Source organism: Spongiibacter tropicus DSM 19543 (assembly GCF_000420325.1).
Classification (GTDB): Bacteria; Pseudomonadota; Gammaproteobacteria; order Pseudomonadales; family Spongiibacteraceae; genus Spongiibacter; species Spongiibacter tropicus.
On record NZ_ATUS01000002.1, the window covers coordinates 113,606 to 135,270 of the forward strand.

Sequence of the window (21,665 nt, forward strand, 5' to 3'; positions counted from 1 at the left end):
AAGCCCGGCGGGAGAGCCGGGCATGTAAAGGGCGGGTTGCTTTGTCGCAGGGCTACTGTAACGTCGCCGCCTTGAAGCTGAGTTGATCTCCATCAATTTCTGCCCGGATTTGCTGTCCCGGAACAAATTCTCCCTGCAGCAGACGCTGTGCCAACGGGTTTTCGATCTGTTGCTGGATCGCGCGTTTCAGCGGCCGTGCACCGAATACCGGGTCGAAGCCGATTTCCGCCAGGCGATCCATCGCTTCGTCACTCAACACCAGGCTTAGTTCGCGCTCGGCCAGACGCTTGTTGAGGATATCGAGCTGAATATTGGCAATCGCCCGCACCTGATCCTTCGCCAGCGGCTCGAACACCACCAGCTCATCAACACGGTTGATAAACTCGGGGCGGAAGTGACCGGATACCACATCCATTACGGCATTGCGGATCGCGCCATACTCGGCGCCATTGCGGGTCAGCTCTTGAATCACATCCGAACCGAGGTTGGAGGTCATCACAATCACTGTGTTGCGGAAGTCCACGGTGCGACCCTGGCCATCGGTCAGTCGACCGTCATCCAGCACCTGCAGCAAAATGTTGAACACATCCGGATGCGCTTTCTCCACCTCATCAAGGAGCAGCAGTGAGTATGGCCGACGGCGCACCGCTTCGGTGAGATAACCGCCTTCCTCGTAACCTACATAGCCCGGAGGGGCACCGATCAGCCGTGCCACGGAGTGCTTCTCCATGAATTCCGACATGTCGATACGCACCATGGCCTCTTCACTGTCGTACAGGAAATTGGCCAATGCCTTACACAGCTCGGTTTTGCCCACACCGGTCGGCCCGAGGAACAGGAAAGACCCGTTGGGGCGATTGGGGTCGCTCAGGCCTGCCCGACTGCGACGCACTGCATTGGACACTGCATCCACCGCCTCGGCCTGCCCCACCACGCGCTTGTGCAGCGCGTCTTCCATGCGCAGTAGTTTGTCTTTCTCGCCCTCCAGCATTTTGCTGATAGGAATGCCTGTCCAGCGGGACACCACTTCGGCCACTTCTTCGTCCGATACCTTGTTACGCAGCAGCTGCATCTCGCCGTGCTCAGCCGCATCCGCCGACGCCAGCTGTTTCTCCAGCTCGGGAATTACGCCGTATTGCAGCTCAGACATTTTGCTCAGATCACTGCTGCGACGGGCCGCCTCCAGATCCAGCTTCGCTTGCTCCAGCTCACTCTTCACCTGGGCGCTGCCGCTTAGGGTGGCTTTTTCCGCCTTCCAGACTTCTTCCAGATCAGCGTACTCTTTCTCCACCTTGTCGATATCTGCATCGAGTTTATCCAACTGCTTGCGGGCAGACTCATCCTCGTCTTTTTTCACCGCCTCGCGCTGAATTTTCAACTGGATCAAACGGCGCTCAAGCTTATCCATCACCTCCGGCTTGGAGTCGATTTCCATGCGAATGCGGCTGGCGGCCTCATCGATCAGGTCGATGGCCTTGTCGGGCAACTGCCGGTCGGTGATATATCGCTGCGAGAGTTTGGTCGCGGCGATAATTGCCGAGTCGGTGATATCAACACCGTGGTGAACTTCGTAGCGCTCTTTCAGGCCGCGAAGAATTGCAATGGTGTCTTCTTCCGAGGGCTCATCCACCAGGACCTTCTGGAAGCGACGCTCCAGCGCGGCGTCCTTTTCAATGTACTGGCGATACTCATCCAGCGTCGTCGCGCCCACGCAGTGCAACTCGCCACGAGCCAGCGCCGGCTTAAGCATATTACCCGCGTCCATCGCGCCATCGGCTTTGCCCGCACCGACCATCGTGTGCAGCTCATCGATAAACAGAATGACCCGACCTTCTTCTTTGGCCAGCTCATTCAGAACCGATTTGAGGCGCTCTTCAAAATCACCGCGGAATTTGGCACCGGCCAGCAGCGCACCCAGATCCAGCGACAACACTCGCTTGTCCTTCAGACCCTCGGGCACTTCACCGTTGATAATGCGCTGCGCCAAGCCCTCGACGATCGCCGTTTTACCCACGCCGGGCTCACCGATCAGCACCGGATTGTTCTTGGTGCGGCGCTGCAAGACCTGAATAGTGCGGCGGATTTCATCGTCGCGACCAATCACCGGATCGAGCTTGCCTGACTCCGCGCGCTCAGTCAGGTCGATGGTATATTTCTCCAGCGCTTGCCGGTTTTCTTCCGCAGAGGCGTCGTTCACCGCCTGCCCTCCTCGTAACTTTTCAATCACGGCCTCAAGCGCCGCTTTGTCCACGCCCACATCCTTGAGCAACTTGCTGACCGAACTGGCCGACTCCAGCATGGCGAGCACCGCCAGCTCGCTGGAGATATAGGCGTCGCCGCGCTGTTGCGCCAGCTTGTCGGTAATATTAAAAACCCGCCCCAGGCTTTGTGAGACGTGTACATCGCCCGGCGCACCCTCGACGCGGGGCAGTTTATCCAGGGCCGCATTCACGGCGGTATCCAGAGAGGCGACTTGTGCGCCGGCCTGGCTGAGCATCGGACGCACGGAACCGCCCTGCTGCTTCAGCATCGCGGCCAGCAGGTGTTCGGGTTCGATATATTGATGGTCGCGCCCCAGCGCCAGCGACTGGGCATCGGCCAGCGCGGTTTGCAGTGAGTTGGTGAATCGATCAATACGCATAAGCGGCATCTCCATCAGCGCGGCATTAACCACACTATTAATAAGGTCTTTTATAGAGATGGGGTTGCGTAACGGAGTTTCAAGGTGTGCTGAAAAAAATGTGCGACTTCCGTGACGCTACACCAGGGCAATCAAGCTGGCCTGACGGCCACAGCGCGGCTGACGCCGGTAAGAGTAAAAACGACTCTCATCGGCAAACGTGCAGTGCTGTCCCCCGTATATGGCGGCAACACCACAGCTTTTCAACTGAAGACGGGCCAGTTGATAGAGATCCGCGTGAAATTTGTCGCCGACCCCAGGCTGAGAGACAAAACAGCGGGCAATGTCTTCTGCTGACGGCCCTGAAAACGCGTCGAGAAAGGTATCCCGCACCTCCGCTCCTACCTCAAAATGCCGGATCGAGATTGCGGGCCCCATCCAGGCCATCAAGGTATCCGGGGGGCAAGTAAAAGACGCGATGGTCTCTGCCAGCACGCCCTGACACAGTCCCCGCCAGCCCGCGTGGGCAGCAGCCACCTGTGTGCCCCGACGATCACAGAACAATACCGGCAGGCAATCGGCGGTCATAATTGCCAGTGCCAGCCCGCGACGATCAGTCATCACTGCATCGGCTTCCGGTGGGGGCGCTGCATTAGGCGATACCTCATTCGCGTGAAACACGGCGGTGCCGTGCACTTGCTGGAGCCACTGGATAGCCTCGACACCCCTTGGCTTTAAGTCATTCAACAAAGCACGGCGATTAGCCGCCACGGCATCGGGGTGATCGCCCACATGGTCGCCAAGATTAAAACTGGCGTAATCCCCTTCGCTGGCACCGCCGCCCGACGGCGCTTCCCGCTCGGTGCTCACCGCCAGTACATTCGCGGGCGCAGGCCAGTCGGGCAGTATCACCGCCGTTTTTCCTCGGCATCAAGTACCGCCAGCAGGGCTTTCATATCGTCCGGCAGAGGCACTTCCCAACTCAGGGTATCGCCGCTGCGTGGATGCTGCAGCTCCAGTTTGCGGGCATGCAGTGCCTGGCGCGGAAAGGTTCGCAGCATATCCACCAGTTCCTCGCTCGCGCCCTTGGGCAGACGCGGTCGCCCGGCATACGTGCTGTCACCGACCAAGGGATGGCGAATATGTGCCATATGGACGCGAATCTGGTGGGTACGCCCCGTTTCCAGAAAGCAGCGCACATGGCTGTGGTCCCGGTAACGTTTTTGCAGACGATAGTGAGTAATCGCCTCTTTGCCTCCCACCTGCAGCACCGCCATTTTCGTGCGCTGCTGCGGGTGTCGCCCCATCGGCTCGTCGACGACACCGCCACCGGTCATACTGCCCATCACCACCGCATCGTATTCCCGGTGGACGTCGCGAGCCTGCAACTGCATGACCAGATCGTTATGGGCTTCCAGCGTTTTCGCCACCACCATAAGACCGGTGGTATCGCGATCAAGGCGATGAACGATACCGGCGCGCGGCAGCGTGTCCATCACCGGGCTGTGATTGAGCAGTGCATTAAGCAACGTGCCGCCGGGATTGCCAGCACCGGGGTGCACGACCAGACCCGCGGGCTTATTGATAACCAGGATATCCTCGTCTTCATAGACCACATCCAGCGCAATAGGCTCGGGCTCAAAGCGCCCCTCTGGCTGCAGCTCGGCACTCAGGCTGAGTACGTCGCCCTCGTGCACCTTGTCGCGAGGACGCAATACCTCGCCATTGGCCTTGAGCGCACCGCTCTTAATCCAGGCCTGCAAACGCGAACGGGAAAATTCGGGGAACATGCTGCTGGCCGCCTGGTCGAAACGCGCATAGTTCAAAGCGGCCGGTACGGCTTCCTGGCGATTGATAATTTCTGTCATAGTGAATCTCCGGGGCCTCCTTTATACCACCCTGCCGCTGTGGTTAAATAGCAGGCCCTCGCAAAGCGGGGTTTTTCCGCCATCTGGAACGGATACATGAACGCGTTTACCAAGCTCCTAGCACTCCTACTAATAAGCACGCTGGCTGCCTGTGCCAGTAAACCGGACCGGCCTGAGCTGTCGGAGCGGGAGATCTACGAAACCGCGCAAGGCTACCTGAACAGCAAGAATTTTTCACTTGCCATTCAGAACCTGCAAATGCTGGAAAGTCGTTATCCCTTCGGCCCCTACGCCGAGCAGGCACAGCTGGAAATCATTTACGCCCACTATCGGGCGGGTGATAACGAAGCCGCCGTCGCCGCCGCCGACCGATTTATTCGTCTGCACCCCGGCCACGAGAAAGTCGACTACGCCTATTATATGCGCGGCCTTTCTAACTACACCGAGGGCGAAGGCTTACTCGAGCGGTTTATTCCCACCGATATGACCCAGCGCGATCCAGGCGCAGCTACCCAGTCCTTTGAAGACTTCCGTCAGTTGCTGCAACGCTTCCCCGACAGCGCCTACGCCGACGATGCCAGGGCGCGGATGATTTATCTGCGCAACCGACTGGCCCGTTACGAAATTAACGTGGCGAACTATTACTTCAAGCGCAAAGCCTATCTGGCCGCAGCTAACCGTGGCCGCTATGTGATTGAGAACCTGCCGCAGACGCCGGCCGTGCCGGACGCGCTGGCAGTGATGGTTCAAGCCTACCTGTTGCTGGGTATGGACGACCTTGCTGAGCAGACACTGACCGTGCTGCGCAGAAACTACCCCGACCATCCAAACCTGGACAAAGACGGCAACTTCCTGAGCGAAGTGGGTATTGATCAGGAAGGCTCGTTCCTCAACAAAGCGACCTTCGGATTGATCGACCGCTATGAGCCACCGCGCTTTGACAACCGCCAGAAGGGTCAGGAGTAATTCCTGACCGGTAATAAAAAGGGCGCAATAAGCGCCCTTTTTATTTGCCCAAAGTTTTCGCCACTGACAACCTAGTCGCCAATTTAGTCACCAATAGGCCACTTCTGGGTGATCGGATAGCGTCGATCGCGACCAAAGCCCCGCTCGGTAATTCTTGTGCCAATCGGCGCCTGACGGCGCTTGTACTCATTAATGTCTACCAGCCGCAGCACCCGGTAAACCGTCTCTCGGTCAAAGCCTTCCGCAATAATGGCCTCGGCACTTTCGTCGCGCTCGATATAGCGCTCGAGAATTTTGTCGAGCGTCTCGTAGGGCGGCAGGTTGTCCTCATCTTTCTGATCCGGCGCCAGTTCGGCCGAAGGTGGGCGATCTATGACGCGCTGTGGAATGGCAGCGGCGCGGGTATTGCGGAATCTCGCCAGCTCAAATACGCGGGTCTTCGCCACATCTTTGAGCACATCAAAGCCGCCCGCCATATCGCCGTAGAGGGTTGAATATCCGACAGCAACCTCGCTCTTATTGCCGGTCGTCAGCACTAGCGAGCCTTTCTTGTTGGAAATCGCCATTAGCAACACGCCCCGGCAACGCGCCTGCAAGTTCTGCTCGGTTGTATCCGCCTCCAGCCCGGCAAACTCGTCAGCCAAGGCCGCCATAAAGGCGTCATACATGGGTTCAATGGAAATACAGGAATAGCGAACGCCCAGCAACCGAGCCTGCTCTTCGGCGTCGCTCACGCTCATCGACGACGTGTAGCGAAAGGGCATCATCACGGCTTCGACCCGCTCAGCACCGAGTGCGTCGACGGCTATCGCCAGCGTCAGCGCAGAGTCAATACCGCCAGACAGACCGAGAACCACCCCTTTGAAACCGTTTTTGTTTACGTAGTCGCGAACGCCCAGCACCAGCGTCTCGTAGACGTCTTCGAGCACCGGCTTGAGGTCGGTAATGTCGCCCTCGGCAAAGCTCAGCGTTTTGCCGTTCCAGGTGGCATCCATGCAGGCGAGATGCTCCTGATAGGCCGGGCTGCGCGCCAGCAGCTCCCCTTCTTTGGATACCAGCATCGAAGCGCCGTCGAAAACCAGCTCATCCTGACCGCCGACAAGATTGCAGTACACCACTGGCATTCCGCCCTGCCAGGCGCGCTGAGCCAGCAGTGCTTCACGCTCGATTTGTTTACCCGCGTGAAATGGCGAGGCGCTCAGGTTAAGCATCAACTGCGCACCCTGAGAGCGTGCCGCCGACGTTGGGCCATCCTGCCAGACGTCTTCGCAGATACTGACCGCCGTCGGTACGCCAAAGAAATCGAACACCAGGCTTTCCTTGCCTTCCCTGAAATAGCGTTTCTCATCAAATACGCGGTAATTCGGCAGGCATTGTTTGAAATACTCATACTGCATGCGACCGCGATAAAACACCCCGGCGGCGTTGTACAGTCCATCTTCGCGACTGCGCGGATAACCGACAATGACGTAGGCTTCACTAGTTGCCTGCGCGATGCGCTGCAGTGCGCGATCGACGCGATGAGAAAGACTGGCACGAAGCAACAAGTCTTCAGGCGGATAGCCGGTGACCACCAACTCGGGGAACAGTATCAGTTGCGGATTGTGGGCCGCCGTGGCCCGCGCAATGGTATCGAGAATTTTGTCGGTATTGCCCTCGATATCCCCCACCACGGGGTTAATCTGAGCAGTCACAATGCGAAGCGTGGTCATTAAAGGGATTCCGTGTTGCTGTAGCGGCACGCCCCAACCGGGCACCGCTCGCCGTCGACGCGGTATTCTATCAAAACTCGCGGTGTGCATCCGCAGGAATTGGCAGATACACTGGCAACAGCCGAATTAATGAGTCCACCATGCCCACTGCCTACGACCCCAACCAGCGCCGCGCGGTCATGCGCATTTATGCTACCTACCGCTTGTTGCTCGCTGGCACCCTGTTTTTAAGCTACCTGCTGGGCGCCAGCAACAGCATTCTCGGCAGCAACCTGCCCGGCGTGTTCATGGCAACCGTCACCGCCTATCTGGGCTTCAGCCTGCTGGTATTTCTGCAACACCTGCTGATCACCCGCGACTACAGCGACACCGGACTGTTTTTCGAATTCTTTGTCGATATCGGCAGCATTATGCTGATGAGCTATTGCTCGACAAGCACCGACAGCGGCCTCACTTTATTACTGATTGTCAGCATCAGCGCCGCCAGCATGACCCTGCCTGCGCGATTGTGTCTGTCGCTGGCCTCACTGGCGACCATTGCCGGCATAGGCGAAGTCGCCGCACACACGCTCAGCGAACGGGTAGCCACCCAGCAGTTCGTTACCTCGGGCATGATGGGGATCGCCTACTTCTCTACCGCCATCGCCATTCGCCACCTCAGTGCCCGAATCGTTAAAGCCCAGGGGCTGGCTGAAAGCCGACGCAACGACCTGGAACAGCTCTCGCAGATTAACCAGAGCATTGTTCAGCGTATGCAAACCGGCATTCTGGTGATGTCGCGCACAGGGCGCATCAAGCTCAGCAATGCCGCCGCCATTGAACTGCTGCAGTTACCCGCCGACCCCGAAAAAACACAGCAATATGCGCCGCCCCAGCTCATCGCCATGAGCAACAGCGGCAACGGGCACTCGACGATTATTCAACTGCAGCCCTCAGGCGTAGAACTGCATGTAAACCTGACCTATCTCGCGCCTCAACACGGCGACGATGTGCTGATGTATATAGAGAATATCAGCAAGATCAATCAACGCGCCCAGAACCTGAAGCTGGCCTCCCTGGGCCGCTTCACCGCCAGTATCGCCCATGAAATTCGCAACCCGCTGGCAGCGATCAGCCACGCCGCGCAGCTACTGCGCGAATCGCCGGACCTGATCAGCAGCGACGCACGCTTTGTTGCCATTATCCAAAGTCATGCCAACCGCATGAACGACATCATCAAAAACATTCTGGAGCTTTCGCGGGGCCGCCTCGCGCAACCCCGGCAGTTTGCCCTGCGGCCGTGGCTGGAAACGTTCTGCCGGGACTGGCACGGCAATCATCCTGATAAAACCCGACTACAGATCGACGCCAACACCGAACACGACACGATTAACGTCGACCAGAGTCAGCTGTCGCAGATCATCAGCAATATCATGGAAAATGGCATCCGCCACGGCATTGCCGCCCATGGCGAAGCGCTTATCCAGTTTCAACTGAGCCACACATCCCCCGGCGGCGGCCTGACATTGGACATTATCGATAACGGGCCGGGTATTGATCGCGACGACGAAGACAAGATATTTGAGCCTTTTTTCACAACCCAGACACAGGGTAATGGCCTTGGTCTGTATCTCTGTCGCGAGCTCTGCCTCGCTAACCAGATCGCCATCTCTTACCGTCGCGACAACAACGGCGCCAGCTGTTTTCGGTTACAATTTGCCCATCCCGAACGCGGCACCATTCCAGAATAATCGACACGGCACCGATGAATAGCAAAACCGTACTGATCATTGATGATGAACCCGATATTCGCGAACTGCTGGAAATCACCATCAGCCGCATGGGACTCCATACTGAAGCGGTAGGCTGTGTGGCCGACGCACTGCACTGTCTGGCCAGTAAGCCGATACAGCTGTGTTTAACCGACATCAAACTCCCCGACGGCACCGGACTCGATATTGTCCGGCATATACAACAGCATTGTTCCGATACTGCAGTGGCAGTCATTACCGCGTTCGGCAGCACCGAGTTGGCCGTGGAAGCACTGAAAGCGGGAGCCTTCGACTTCATTAACAAGCCACTCGCTGTCGATCAACTGCGTAATCTGATCAAATCCGCTTTGCGTCTGGAAAACAGCCAGGCCAGCCCGGTAGACAGCAGCCGCAACACTCGCCTGCTCGGAGAGAGTGAACAGATCCGGCGACTGCGTGAGCAGATCAACAAACTTGCCCGCAGTCAGGCGCCGGTGTACATCAGTGGTGAATCGGGCAGCGGCAAGGAAGTGGTTGCGCGCTTGATTCATGCCAATGGGCCGCGCAGCAATGCGCCCTTTGTGCCAGTGAACTGCGGCGCGATTCCCGGCGAGCTGGTAGAGAGCGAATTCTTCGGCCATGTAAAAGGCAGCTTTACCGGCGCCTATGGTGACAAGGAAGGTCTGTTTGAAGCCGCCAATGGCGGCACCCTGTTTCTTGACGAAGTCGCGGACCTGCCGCTGAGCATGCAGGTGAAATTGTTGCGTGCCATTCAGGAAAAGGCCATCCGCCGGGTCGGCTCGAACCAGGAGATTCCCGTGGACGTGCGCATTCTCAGCGCCACCCATCGCGATCTCGCCAAAGAAGTGGCCGCCGAGCACTTCCGCAGCGACCTCTTCTATCGGATTAATGTGATTGAGGTCCAGGTGCCCAGCCTGCGCCAGCGAAAGGAGGACATCCCACTGCTCGCCCGTTTCATGCTGGAAAAAATAGCGCGGGAGTGGGATATCACGGCGCCGCAGCTCAGTGACGAGGCGCTGTCAGCTCTGAACGCCTACCAATTTCCGGGCAATGTTCGCGAACTGGAGAACATCATTGAGCGCGCCGCCACGCTTTGCGAGGGCAATGTCATTCGTGCCAGTGACCTGTCTCTGCCCGACAGCCCTGGGCAACTCCCTGAGGCAATAAGCGAGCCGAATCATCTCGCTCAGGCCACAGGGGATATCGAGGCCTATGTGTCGAGTATTGAAAAGGCGATTATTCTCGAAGCGCTGGAAGCCAATGACGGCAACAAAACCGAATCCGCCCGCATGCTAGGCATCACCTTCCGGCAGTTTCGCTACAAGCTGAAAAAGTACGAAATGGAATAGCGGGGCCCATAACAGGCCCCGATTACAGTTACTCGTAGTACCAGTAACTGCGTTTGCGCCCACCGGACAAATCCAGCGTTGGCGTAGTCGGGTCAAAGGGTGACGGGCCAGCCCCCCCAATGATAAACGGCACCGTTTTTCCGTCGATAGTGACGAGCCCGGCAATCGGTGATGGCGGCAGGCCGCCCCCCGAGAATTCATTGCGCTGACGCTCGCCAGTCACCAGATTGACGATATATGCCCCGGCATTCCCGAGGTTTGCACTACAGCTTTGCGCATCGGGAACATCCGGCTGGTTCGTGCCGAAATACACCTTGCCAGCCACCGCCAGAGGCGCATTGACGCCCTTCTCTCCCGTTAACAAGTCGATGTAGTAGCCGGCGAAGCTGTCTTCCAATCCACCGAAGTAAAGACTCGTTGCCCCTGTTGTCTCACAAGCAACCACCGCCCCGGTATCGTCGCTGCACTGCAAGGTGGTCTGGTTCACCAAGTCGTTCAGGGTGTAGGTCGTAAAACTGTCCGACACCGATTTTCCGAGATTCTTGTCCATAACCATGAAGAATTTATTCTCCACGTTGTAGGCAATGCCCGGTGTGGTTGAAGCACTGTACAAGGGGTGCTCACGGTCCCCTGAGACTGCGACCACCGCATCGTAGCGGTTGGTCGGCACGACATCCGCGCTGAACAGGAACTTGCGATTATTGTTACCGGTTCCCCCGAGGCTAGCGAGTTTGGTGATTTCCACTTCGTCAAAGTCCGTGGTTTGCGGATCATCGGCCTCCAGGTCTACGCGCCAGATATTGCCGCCCACATCGGTGGCATAGAGCCGGTCGATATAGCCATCGAAATCTTTGTCGAGCAAGGTAATATCGGCAGGGAAAGATTTATTCATGCCCGTAACCGTTTCACAATGCCCGCCACTGGCCATCGCCACACCGGAACAGTTCGCCAGTGCCGCCCACACAACCTCGCCACTGATCGCATCCAGAATCAGCACGCCGCGCCCCTGACTGTTGCTGGCTGGCGCAGGTTCATGATCCTCAGCAGGGTCATAGCCCGCACCGAGAATCAGCACAGGATTGTCATGATGTTTGAGCATGCCGACTTGCGCCTGTGACCAGGTTTGTCCCAACTCTGGTACCTGCTGCTCTGTCAGGCGCCACATGAACCGCGGCGCCAACGGGTTGCTGACATCCATCGCATAGATCAAGCGTCCACCACGACGCGCTGACAGATAGATAAACGCCTTGCCCGAGGTTGCCGTTCCCGTGCGCTTGTCCTGCAAGATTGTGGTACTGCCGTCGAAGAAATAATCGCGCTTCAAGGCACGCGGGTCGACGACATTGGGGTATTTGACCAAGGGGTCATTATTGAACTGACGCTTGAGCTTGCCAAAAAACTCTGGCGCGACAAAGCTCCACAACTCGCCACCGGGCTGCACGCTGGAAATATTGCTGTCCTGATTGCCATTAATGGCGTGGAAGTGGCCGTCGTTAGAGCCGTAGAACACCACAACCCCAGTGCTGCCACCGTAGTTAATAACAGCCGGACGGGAGTGCAGTACGTCGGCGTGAATAGAGCCCCGCGCTGTAATCGGGCAATTCGCATCCCGAACTTCAGGCGGACAGGGGCCTCGGCGCGCCTCGTTACCATTAATATCCTCACCGCGTACCCAATCAATGAGGTTTTCCGCTGTCAGCGTCACCGTGCTTGCACCACAGCTGACGTTATTGTTTTCAGCAAGCACATACTGGCTCAACTGGAGCACATAGGAGTCGTCATCAATTTTACTGCGTACGGCCCCCAACACTGTGCCTTTCAAGGCATCGATATTGTAGGTATTACTCTCGTTGCCCACCGTGCAGTTTTCCAGCTTGACCTGATCACCAATGTTTAATCCGTGACCGGCCTGGGTGACCGTGGCCACCCGACTGACCTCCACAATAGTGGCGTTGCTATAGCTCGCGCCATCAGGGATATCCTTTGAGGCGATATCAAAGCTGGTGTCCTGCACATTGCTTATCGAACAGGGTGCTGCAAAGGTACAAACCTGTTTGTTTTGTACTTCGTTCCAGGCGTTCAACAAAACGACCTGATCGGTATTGGCGTCGAGATTCGTGCCACCGGTCCCGTCATGCGTGATCGTACACACTGTGTTATTACCACCGCCACTGCAGCTGGTGGAAATCGCCTCGCCGGTATCAATACGCCCTACACTGATACTCGCGCCACCACCCTGTTGGGCAGCGCCCAGAAGAGTATTAAGCGACGCCACCAGCGTACTGTTGCTGCTGGCGAAGCTGGGCATTTCCGTGCCGGTAGGGCAACCACCAGCACTGTTACAGGTATAGACCACGCGGCTGTCAGAGTTAAGCAGATTATCAATCCGCAATAGCTGCCCGGCGCCACCCTTCTCTACCAGTTCTCCGTCTGGCGAATCCAAACCAAAACCCGCCCCTTCCGGGCTGTTGCGCCAGAAGCCGTCCAAGGGCCAGTCGCTGACACTGGAGCCATCGGCACGCGTCGGAGTGTTGGTAGTCCAGAAGCTCACCGCATCGTCAGTAATCGCCCCCGTAATGGGGTTAGTCACCGAGGTGACCGTACCGGAGATATCCTGGGTCGAATCGGTAAGGACAATATTGCCACCCGCATCAAACCCCAGCTGATATTGTTTAACGTTACCCGTCCAGCGCGGGGAAGCGGTGCTGTCGGGCCGGAAGCTGGCGATATACACCTGATTCAGGAAGGTGCCCTGTGTATTGGCGCTGACGGGCAGCGTGGCCGACGAGAAGGCGCTGTTGATGTCCTGCACCTCATTGAAAATCTGCAGCAGAATTTCTGCCAGACCGGCGTGATTCTCCGCGGTGACTTTGAAGGCCTTACCGCCACCTTCAACAGCCATATCCGCCAGAAAATTAATTTCCCCCGCCAGCTTATTCTCAAGGGCGGGGTCATAGACGGCAATAGAATAGGTCGTGACATTGCGATCAGCCTGCGCGCTGTCGCCAACATCCACCAGATTCATAAAGCGCGTCCACTCGTCCCCCCAGTATTTGTTGTTGGCACTGCCGGAGTTATTAAGCTGGGTAACGGCACGCGGCGTGGCGTAAAAATTGTACTGGGTAGAACCTGCCGCATAACCGAAAACACTGCTGAGTTGATTCTTGAGCAAGGTGTCGGGGTTACCCGTACCGTCTGCAACACTGGAGGTTTCCTTTGTCGCATTGCCGATATACACCAGTACCGCATCTCGGCACTCGGTCGCCACTTCCGCCAGCCCAGAATAATTGACGCCGGAACAGGACGTGGACAGGCCGTTAAGCATGGCCCAGCTTTCCGCGATCAGGTCACCCAGGCGGGACTGGTTCGCCAGCTTATTCTTGTCGATCTGTTTTAGTCGGGTAATGAAGTTGTTTATTCCAGTACTGTCCATCAGCGCCGGCGGCGCCAACAGGAAACCGCAGTTATTGTTACCATTGCCCAAGCCAGTACCGTTATTAAAGCTACTGAAGCCCTGCTCATTGAACACCATCAAACCAATACGGATCGCACCGTTGAGGTAGGCATACTGTGGATCCAGCAGTGACAGCATAGTGTTAACCAGCGCGCACTGCTCCATACCGCCGACCGTATCGCCGAGCGCGGGGGCATTGCCGGTGTCCCCGTAGACACAGCCGTGAGTCACATTCGCGTTGGAATTTGCCGTACTGTGCCAACCGAGCAAGACGGTAGGCGGATTCGCGCCACCCGGCGTAATACCCGCAAAAAGATCAATATCTTCTGCCTGCACTGGCCCCTGCATGGCAAGCAGCATCAGTGACAGACCCAGCAGTGATTTCAGCGTCTTCATATTCGTTACTCTTTGCTCATGCCTCGGCGCTCACCGTCAGTTCAGACAGGGCGTCCCGATTACCTCTCGCAGATACACACCCTGGTGCATCTCCACTTCTGTATTGGTACGGGCATCACTGACCGTCGCGCCAACATCCCAGGTCATTTTGGCGCACCAGGAGTTACCCTGCAGCGCCGCACTGTCATCCGTCAGCACCCCGGAACTGCTGTTCTGAGCGGTTCCCAGGCACTGAGCATCAGCGGGGTCCGCAACGTCCAGCTCTGATTGTTTGATCGGTTCGGAGCTCAAACACGTCGGCGGCGCGACGACCGCGACCATGTCATCGCTGCCGTCACCGTTAAAGTCGCTGCCAAACTCGGTATTTCCTTCCGGCAGCGGAATAGCAAAGTTGGCCGGGTTGCTGATGTAGGACTCGATAGCATTGCTGGCGCTATGTTTGGCCTCAATCCGATTTTGCTGGTTGCCGGCGATCTTGAAATTAATATTACTGCCCGTGAGCATACTCACCACGATCACAGTGAAAATAGCGAGCATGATCAGCACCACGATCAGCACGATGCCACGCTGTTTTGCCTTGGTCTTCATTCTCTCGGCCCCGCCATATTTGGCATCAGGATAGTCGAAGAGACCACCTGCCGCTTAAAGCGGTCATCAAAGGGCCCCTGCTCCGCCCCCCGGCCCAGATTGAAGGTATCGGCCACGGGCTGATTGAGCGCAGGCTCCTCCGATCTCAGCAGTAAACTGACACTCACTGCCACCACATCTTCCCAGTTATCCACGGCTGTCGCCGACCACAGGGCGGCGGCGCAGCCTGCGGGCACGGTGGCCGCCGCCGGATCAGCCGCATAGCAGTCGGGGCCGCCATCGCCATCAAGATCGAGACCGTACTGGATATGCATGTCCTCAACACCGCTGACCATCGAGAAGGTCCCGAGGCTGTCGTTGGCATACTCGATCATTTTCAGCGTGGGTTTGCCGTCTCCCCCATTGGCACAGTCATCGCAGTTCGCGATAAAAAAGCTGCGAACAATCAATGGCCGTGCCACTTCCACACTGCCGCAGCCTTTGGCTCGCAGCGTCAGCTGGCTTGGGTCGTGGCTCAAGCGGTAGGGCAACAGATCCAGCTCACAGTTGGAAATCTGCAAATAAGGCGTGGTATTGCCCAAGGGAATATCCGCTATCTCAACAGTGCCTACTCCCACCCGCCGCACAGTGATCACCTCCGCGGTCGACGGCGCTCCTGCAGCAGAAATACAACTGGGCTGGGTGGCGCTACTTGCGATACCGCTAACCGGCAGGGGAAAGTTCAGCGCAGAGCCATCAAAGCCTTGGTCCACCGCTGCATTACTGCTGACGCAGGGGCTGATAGCTTGATAGTTGGGCACACCTACGCCGGGATGGTAGCGCCCCCAAAAGCCCGCGAGTGACAACTCTTCCTCCAGCATCATCATGGCATATCGCCCATTCTCCGCCTGCGCGGAGACCACCGACAATTTGCCGCGGGTCTGACTGACCGAGGCCACCAGAGAAATAATGCCAATCAGCATAAACGCACCGACGCCCAGCGCGATCATCACCTCCACCAGTGAGATGCCCCGTTGCAAGCGCCTCATGACAGATCTCCAATACGGACGGTCGCGGTGACAACTCTGCGCTGCTTCTCGCTGCCGTACTGATCCTTACCGCAAGCCAGTGCATCATTCGGCGCCACCGTTTCATTAAGCCCCTGCCAGACGACGCTGATACGGTAAATTCTCGCCACTGCATCCAACTGATCAATGCAGCCTCGCGCACCAATCATGGCACCGACATTGTCATCATCACTATTCTGTTGCGCCGCCCCCAGCAACGCATCATCCCAAGCCTGTAAATCGGCATCGGCGCGGGTTCGCTGCTCCGTCGTCCCTGCCGCACAGCTGGTGGGCGCCGACGCCTGGTATCCAAGCTGCATTCCGTTGGCGCCGTTGGAGTAACAGTCGGCAACCAGCCGATTCGCATTCAGTCGGCCAACCATATCTTGCAACAGATTCAGTGCCTGCAGGCGCTGGTAAGATTCAACTTCCTGCTGGACGGAACGGGCGATCAGCCCGGCGGCGCCCATCAGCGCAACCAGGCCGATGACCATGGCAACCAGAATCTCGATCAGCGTAAAACCGCGAGCCACTCGCATCAGCACTCCCCCTTGGCACTTCGCGGGCGACCGCTCAAGCTGATTTCGACACAGGACGCGTGAGTGGTATCGCCAGAGGCTGGCACAATGCTGAAGCTGGCGGAGGCGTTAGCCCGGCCATTGCCCGTGAATTGGACACTGGTGTGACTGGCGGTGATGCTGGCACTCGGCTGGGCCGGTGCCTCGTAGACAACTTCCGCACCGGCCAAAACCTGCCAACCCTTATTCCAATCGTCACTGACGCGACTGAACGTGATGGGCGTATTTCGCTTAACAGCTTCGCTGCGCGCCAGGTCGATACTGCTGCGCAGCATGTCGGCAACCGTACGTACACGCTGGCGCTCCAGCACGCCATTAAAGGATGGGGCAGCCAGTGTTGCGACAATCGCCACAATCGCCATCACGATCAGCAACTCGAGCAGGGTAAAACCCCGTGTCACCGGCCTCAATCCCAACATCGCGTTGCTCCCGAGGCGTGACCTTTTTCCCCTTTGTTGTTCAGGGTCAGCGTACCGCAGCTGTCACTAGACTGTGCGCCCTTGGGGACTGCGCTAACCGAATAGCTGGGTGGTGTCGCCGCATTGTTGCCGACTGTGGTGATGGTGTAGCGATCGCTGAGTTCAGCCGGTGTCGATGCGCCCAGCGCGCTCATATCCGCCGCATAAGCGCGTGCGTCCAGATAGTAACGCTCCTGCATATTCGCCACTTCCATCAGGAAGCTGGCCGCCGCCGAACGGTTGGCGCGCATCACGTGATTTTGGTAAGACGGCAGCGCCACTGTCGCCAGAATGGCAATGATGGCAACCGTGACCATCAACTCGATCAACGTAAAACCGGCGTTTTGCTTCTTTCGCACGTGTATTTGCACTTGGCCCGATCCCCCTCAAACCGATGTGCTTATTGTTATGCCTGGCGCAGAGGCCGATCGAAGGAGAGAGTGCAGGCTCACACCGCGGGGGTGTAAAGCGCGGCCTCATGCCTACTTCTATTGGAAGTGGTTCCTCGATGCCAGCGCGTGGCGGCAACAACTGTCAGTATAGAACGGTTGTGTAAAGCGAGAATACGCAGTTTCACCAGTCAAGTACAAAAGCAAACGCACAAAGCGAGCACTATTCGACACTCAGGAAAAACGCGTATGGACAGCGCCGCGTTACCGCCGCCAACAGTCCGCCAGCGTTCGACTGGCATTGCTAATCCCTACCTGTCCCGCCTGATTGATCGTTAAATCACCACAATCGTCGCCAGCCATCACGCCTTTGCGCTGAGCCATCAAGGTGAAACTGTTTGGCGCCGGCGTTCCCGAGACCACAATCTCGTAGTAGGCCGTGCCGTTATCCGGCACCTTGCTAGGATAAACCGAGGGCAACACACCGCTGTTCAATGTGGTGGTATAGCGACCGTTCGCAGAGTAGTAACGCTCCAAGGCCTGAGCCCCAACCATTAGTGCATTGGCGGCTTCACTGCGGCGGGATTTGGCCACATGTTCTTGGTAGCTCGGATAAGCAATCGACGCCAGGATGCCAACAATGGCAACGGTGATCATCAACTCCAACAGTGTGAATCCGCGTGCGTTTATTCTGCACATTACTGTAGCTGCCTCCATGACTGACGACCGATATCGCCGCCATCATCGCCTTTCTCCGTAATCACACCCACCGTACCGCTACTGCCGGAGGTGTATTTGTATTCCAGACTGCCCTTGCTGATGACACCCGGCGTTTTAATAATTTCATCGCTGCCGCGACCGCTGATCGGGTAGTACTCGCCGTCGATGTACAAAACGGCATCCAGCTCATTGACCAAGCCATCATTGTTGGTATCCAACACCGGATCAGCATAGCGCCCTCCGGTATAGGCATCCAACTCCATCAGCCAGCTGCGACCGCCAAAGCCACAGATATTGTCGGTTGGGATCAGACTGGTAAAGATAATCCGACCATTCCTCAGCAGTGGACGCGAGACAGAGCGCTCACCCTCCAAGCTGTTATTGGGCGGCTGCAATGGCAGACGCCAGCCGTAATCAGGCGCCGTCCCACCATTTGATGACACCAGGCGAACCGATACCTCCGTGCTCGAGCCATCTCGATTGGTGCCCACTGCTTCGTAAAACACATCCTGTACCAGCAGATCGTCTCTATCGACAACAGCGCCATTATCACGAATGCCGTAAAAATCCTGTAACTGCGGGTCATTGCCGACGGTAGCATCAACGGTTTCGAAGTACTTGCCAGTACCGAAGTAAACAAAATAACCGCCCGCTGGGTGGCGGCCCACCGTGGGTCGCATGGTAATCGGCTGCGGATCACCGTCACCATCCACCGCCGAGAACAACGGTGCCGGATCGCCGCCCGACTTGAACGCCACGTCCCAGCTATTGGTATTGCTGCCGGTGAGATCAAACTTCCACAGATTACCTTTCAAATCACCGGCATAGACATAATCGGTAATTCGATCATTATCGATATCCACCGGCACCGGCGAACCCAGGCCGTTGCCTTCCCCGCTCACCTCAGTATCGATGGCTTTAATCAAGCTTCCCGTCGCCAGATCAACCACCATCAGCTTGACGGTATCACCCGACTCATAGCCGTTACCGAAAATCGCCACCCACTTGTTCCCTGCCGCCACCCGGATAATCGTCGGCTCACTCATCGCCACACCCAACTTGTCGCTGGCATCGGACGGGGTAGCAAACTCCCAGAGGAAATTATTCTGGCTGATTGTCGCCGGGTTGCTGACATCCACGGCAAACACCGACCGCCCGCCTGCGCCGGTCGCACCAACCGCCACCGTGGTCCAGTTGCCGTTGATGTAAGCATCACTGGCCCGGGGAGAGCCATCAACAAAATAGCGATGCTCATAGTTTGGGTCAGCTAACAAGGGCAGGCGGTTAAAAATCGACGATGGCAAGAAGCCGAATAACTCTTTGCCCGTTTCCGCATTAAAGCCGTGCAACATGCCATCGTTCGCTCCGACCACAATAATGGATGCCCAAGCCTTTTTACTGCGCAGATAATCGCGGTAACTGCTGCCCTCAGTGCCACTGAGAGTGTGGAAACCATAGTCATCACGATTGCCGACAAACACCGGATCGGAATTGACGATATCGCCAAGCAAACTGCTGCGACTGCGGAAGCTGCTGACACTGCCTTCCCCTCTCAGCCAGTTCAGCAAGTTCTGCCCTGCAGCATTGTTACCGCCATTGTTCAGCGCGCTGCGCTGCGCCGCATCCAAGCCCGACCAGTTACTGGTGGTAAAGGCGACCGCGCTGGTACTTGCGGTGCCGGGAGCCGCCACCGCGGCAAAGAGATTTCGAGTCGACGGTGAGGCAATAGAAGCGCTATCGCTGTCCCATTTAATATCCCCCAGACTGCCGTCTTCTTTCACCTTGTAGGCAACAATCCGGCCGGTCCATTCGAGACTGTTGAAGCTGGCCTGATAGACCAGAGTACCGGAATCCAGGCGCGTGGAGTTTGCCGCGACGGCTGATGCCGACGACTTGCTCTCGTTGGCGATCACCTGCAAGGCATCTGACAGGCCTTTGGCGAAGGAGTCCGGGTCGGTTGCACTGAAGAACTGTCCACGGCTGTTCACTGCCGCATGCAGCAAATCGTCAATCTTGTGCAGTTCATTAGATGTCGGGCTAGGCCAGCTGATATCTGCACCGCTGGTAATCGCGGCGAATGCCGTATCCGGATCAACCGTTCCGCTCACCCCGAGGCCAACCCCAAAGGTCACCATATGCTGCCAGAACGCCGGATTTTTCTTGTTGACCGTTACGGCATTGGGCATGTCCGAACGCAAGTCGTTTTTCCAGTAATACATGGCAACGTCAGCCAACGTATCAGAGCGACTGTCTTCGAAGGGGGAAACTGCCTTGTAGGTATAGGATGCCCCCCCTGTCGACGTGTGACTCGGATTATCACTGCCGTCATTGTTGTTGCTGGGATCGCCTCCGGGGCTGCTTCCCGACCAATAGCCATCCGTCATCAGTACAGTGTAGTTGCGCCGACACTCCAACTGCTCGCCGCCGTCTTCGCCGGGGGTTTCACTCCAGGGCCCCTTGTTGTCCGAACGCTCAAAATATTCACCCGAGGCATTCAAGGCTCGACGCAATGGCGTACCCGCGGCGGGGATATCCAGCTCGTAAAGCTCCTCGAAAAAGTCATTGCGATTCTCACCACTGAACTCTCTCACGCCCCTGAGGATGACACTGGTATTTTCGCCATCGATATTGCGGCTGCTGCTATTGAGACTGCCAAAACCCACGCGAAGGTTTGCCCCTTGTTCAGAAAACGCCCGCCCCGATCCACCGCGCGCGGTGGCGACGCGAGACCGGTAATAGCTATACCAGTTGGCAAAATTCTGAATTTCCTCGTTGTAACTGCACGTGCCGTTTGCCGCGTCGGCGCAGTCATCACGGTTCTCGCGCCCGTGGCCGGAATACGTATTGCCCGGCCGGATTTCTATCTTGCTGTAATTAGACCAGCTCCAATTGTCTCCGGTACCGTCATACCAGAAATAGGTCGCTGGCCAGAAGGTCTTATTCCACTGGCTGTATGAGCAAGAGCCACTTTTGTTACAGCTCACCCAGTAATTGGAGTTATAGCGGTCGTTGTCTTCGGTGAGATCTCGACAATTGGACTCGCTGTTGTAGCCCGAGTCATTGGATGGGTTATGTGGAGCGCAGTCGATATCCGCATCAGGATAATAGCTGCCGTCACCTTTTATCCACGGCTCATAAGTAACAGAGGGGTTGTAGTAAACCGTATTAATTTGAGGAGAACGGCTGCGGGCGTTAAACCCATTATTGTCATCAACCGTTACCACATAGTTGCTGTAATCCGAGCCTCCGTAAATACCGTCAGCACGAGGGTAAACATAACGCGCATCGCCAAGAATATTTTGCTCGGGCATCAGCTCAAACTGCATAGAGCCGGAGTCATCGAGGATATACATGATGTTCGGCGTTGCCGATTGCGCCAGGAACAGCGGGACCTGAGCAATATCGTTATCCTGATCCTCGTTGGCGGTACAATTTTTCTTTTGCCCTTTTACCGTAAATTTCGCCTTACATTTATAGAAATCAAAACGACTGTTTTTAACGGTGAGAATATTGGCATTGGCGACATAAGAATCAGATCCACAGTACACGAAAAAACCGTTTTGTAGCTCTATTCCAACGATTTGATCAATACTCTCTAACTCATCAAATGTGTAAGTATCATTGCCGTTATTTTTTCCCACAAAGCCATTTGTGGTGACCGTCTCCGTACAAGCATCGTCTGCATGCAGCACAGGCGAAAACATAGCCATCAACGCCAATACCGAAAGCAGACACTTTCGATAGGAAAGCAACTGGAAGTGACGCTTCAT

General features: G+C 56.8%; 15 protein-coding genes. 3 read left to right on the forward strand and 12 right to left on the reverse strand.

All coding sequences use genetic code 11. The annotated features are described in order from the left end of the window. Positions 1 to 52: 52 nt before the first annotated feature. From clpB to rluD, 3 genes are all read right to left on the reverse strand, one after another. Positions 53 to 2,641: an ATP-dependent chaperone ClpB gene (gene clpB / locus G411_RS0112175; protein WP_022959491.1), complete on the reverse strand. Its 2,589-nt coding sequence runs from the start codon at positions 2,639 to 2,641 to the stop codon at positions 53 to 55. Positions 2,642 to 2,758: 117 nt separating this feature from the next. Continuing rightward, positions 2,759 to 3,532: a peptidoglycan editing factor PgeF gene (pgeF, locus tag G411_RS0112180; RefSeq protein WP_022959492.1), complete on the reverse strand. Its 774-nt coding sequence runs from the start codon at positions 3,530 to 3,532 to the stop codon at positions 2,759 to 2,761. Beyond that, a complete protein-coding gene (rluD, locus tag G411_RS0112185) occupies positions 3,529 to 4,488 on the reverse strand; it encodes a 23S rRNA pseudouridine(1911/1915/1917) synthase RluD (protein ID WP_022959493.1) in 960 nt (319 codons plus the stop codon). Before rluD ends, pgeF begins: the two co-directional genes overlap by 4 nt. 96 nt (positions 4,489 to 4,584) lie before the next feature. Between rluD and G411_RS0112190 the strand changes: the two genes are divergently transcribed. Continuing rightward, entirely contained in the window at positions 4,585 to 5,454 is an 870-nt protein-coding gene (locus tag G411_RS0112190) for an outer membrane protein assembly factor BamD (RefSeq protein WP_022959494.1), read from the forward strand. A gap of 83 nt (positions 5,455 to 5,537) precedes the next feature. Here the strand turns inward: G411_RS0112190 and G411_RS0112195 are convergent, their stop codons facing one another. After that, complete coding sequence (locus tag G411_RS0112195) at positions 5,538 to 7,166, reverse strand: NAD+ synthase (RefSeq protein ID WP_022959495.1); 1,629 nt, start codon at positions 7,164 to 7,166, stop codon at positions 5,538 to 5,540. A gap of 140 nt (positions 7,167 to 7,306) precedes the next feature. On the opposite strand from G411_RS0112195, the gene G411_RS0112200 reads away from it, so the two are divergent. Both G411_RS0112200 and G411_RS0112205 read left to right on the forward strand, forming a co-directional pair. Beyond that, entirely contained in the window at positions 7,307 to 8,896 is a 1,590-nt protein-coding gene (locus G411_RS0112200; protein WP_022959496.1) for a sensor histidine kinase, read from the forward strand. Positions 8,897 to 8,910: 14 nt separating this feature from the next. Continuing rightward, positions 8,911 to 10,266 (forward strand): sigma-54-dependent transcriptional regulator, encoded by a 1,356-nt coding sequence (locus tag G411_RS0112205; protein ID WP_022959497.1) that lies wholly within the window; start codon positions 8,911 to 8,913, stop codon positions 10,264 to 10,266. 28 nt (positions 10,267 to 10,294) lie between these two features. On the opposite strand, the gene G411_RS21525 is transcribed toward G411_RS0112205, so the two are convergent. The 8 genes from G411_RS21525 to G411_RS20330 form a co-directional block, all read right to left on the reverse strand. Then, positions 10,295 to 14,116, reverse strand: coding sequence for a pilus assembly protein (locus G411_RS21525; protein WP_022959498.1), 3,822 nt, complete (start codon positions 14,114 to 14,116; stop codon positions 10,295 to 10,297). A 36-nt stretch (positions 14,117 to 14,152) separates the two neighbouring features. Further along, on the reverse strand, positions 14,153 to 14,704 hold the full coding sequence (locus tag G411_RS0112215; RefSeq protein WP_022959499.1) for a pilus assembly PilX family protein: 552 nt from the start codon (positions 14,702 to 14,704) through the stop codon (positions 14,153 to 14,155). After that, positions 14,701 to 15,732, reverse strand: coding sequence for a PilW family protein (locus tag G411_RS21530; protein ID WP_022959500.1), 1,032 nt, complete (start codon positions 15,730 to 15,732; stop codon positions 14,701 to 14,703). Before G411_RS21530 ends, G411_RS0112215 begins: the two co-directional genes overlap by 4 nt. Next, on the reverse strand, positions 15,729 to 16,289 hold the full coding sequence (locus G411_RS0112225; protein ID WP_022959501.1) for a type IV pilus modification PilV family protein: 561 nt from the start codon (positions 16,287 to 16,289) through the stop codon (positions 15,729 to 15,731). Before G411_RS0112225 ends, G411_RS21530 begins: the two co-directional genes overlap by 4 nt. Continuing rightward, complete coding sequence (locus G411_RS0112230; protein ID WP_169530684.1) at positions 16,289 to 16,729, reverse strand: GspH/FimT family pseudopilin; 441 nt, start codon at positions 16,727 to 16,729, stop codon at positions 16,289 to 16,291. Before G411_RS0112230 ends, G411_RS0112225 begins: the two co-directional genes overlap by 1 nt. Positions 16,730 to 16,734: 5 nt before the next feature. Next, positions 16,735 to 17,145, reverse strand: coding sequence for a type IV pilin protein (locus G411_RS22520; protein ID WP_022959503.1), 411 nt, complete (start codon positions 17,143 to 17,145; stop codon positions 16,735 to 16,737). Positions 17,146 to 17,439: 294 nt separating this feature from the next. Next, positions 17,440 to 17,874: a type IV pilin protein gene (locus tag G411_RS0112240; protein ID WP_022959504.1), complete on the reverse strand. Its 435-nt coding sequence runs from the start codon at positions 17,872 to 17,874 to the stop codon at positions 17,440 to 17,442. Further along, entirely contained in the window at positions 17,874 to 21,665 is a 3,792-nt protein-coding gene (locus tag G411_RS20330; RefSeq protein WP_211218342.1) for a pilus assembly protein, read from the reverse strand. The genes G411_RS0112240 and G411_RS20330 overlap by 1 nt, the downstream gene beginning before the upstream one ends.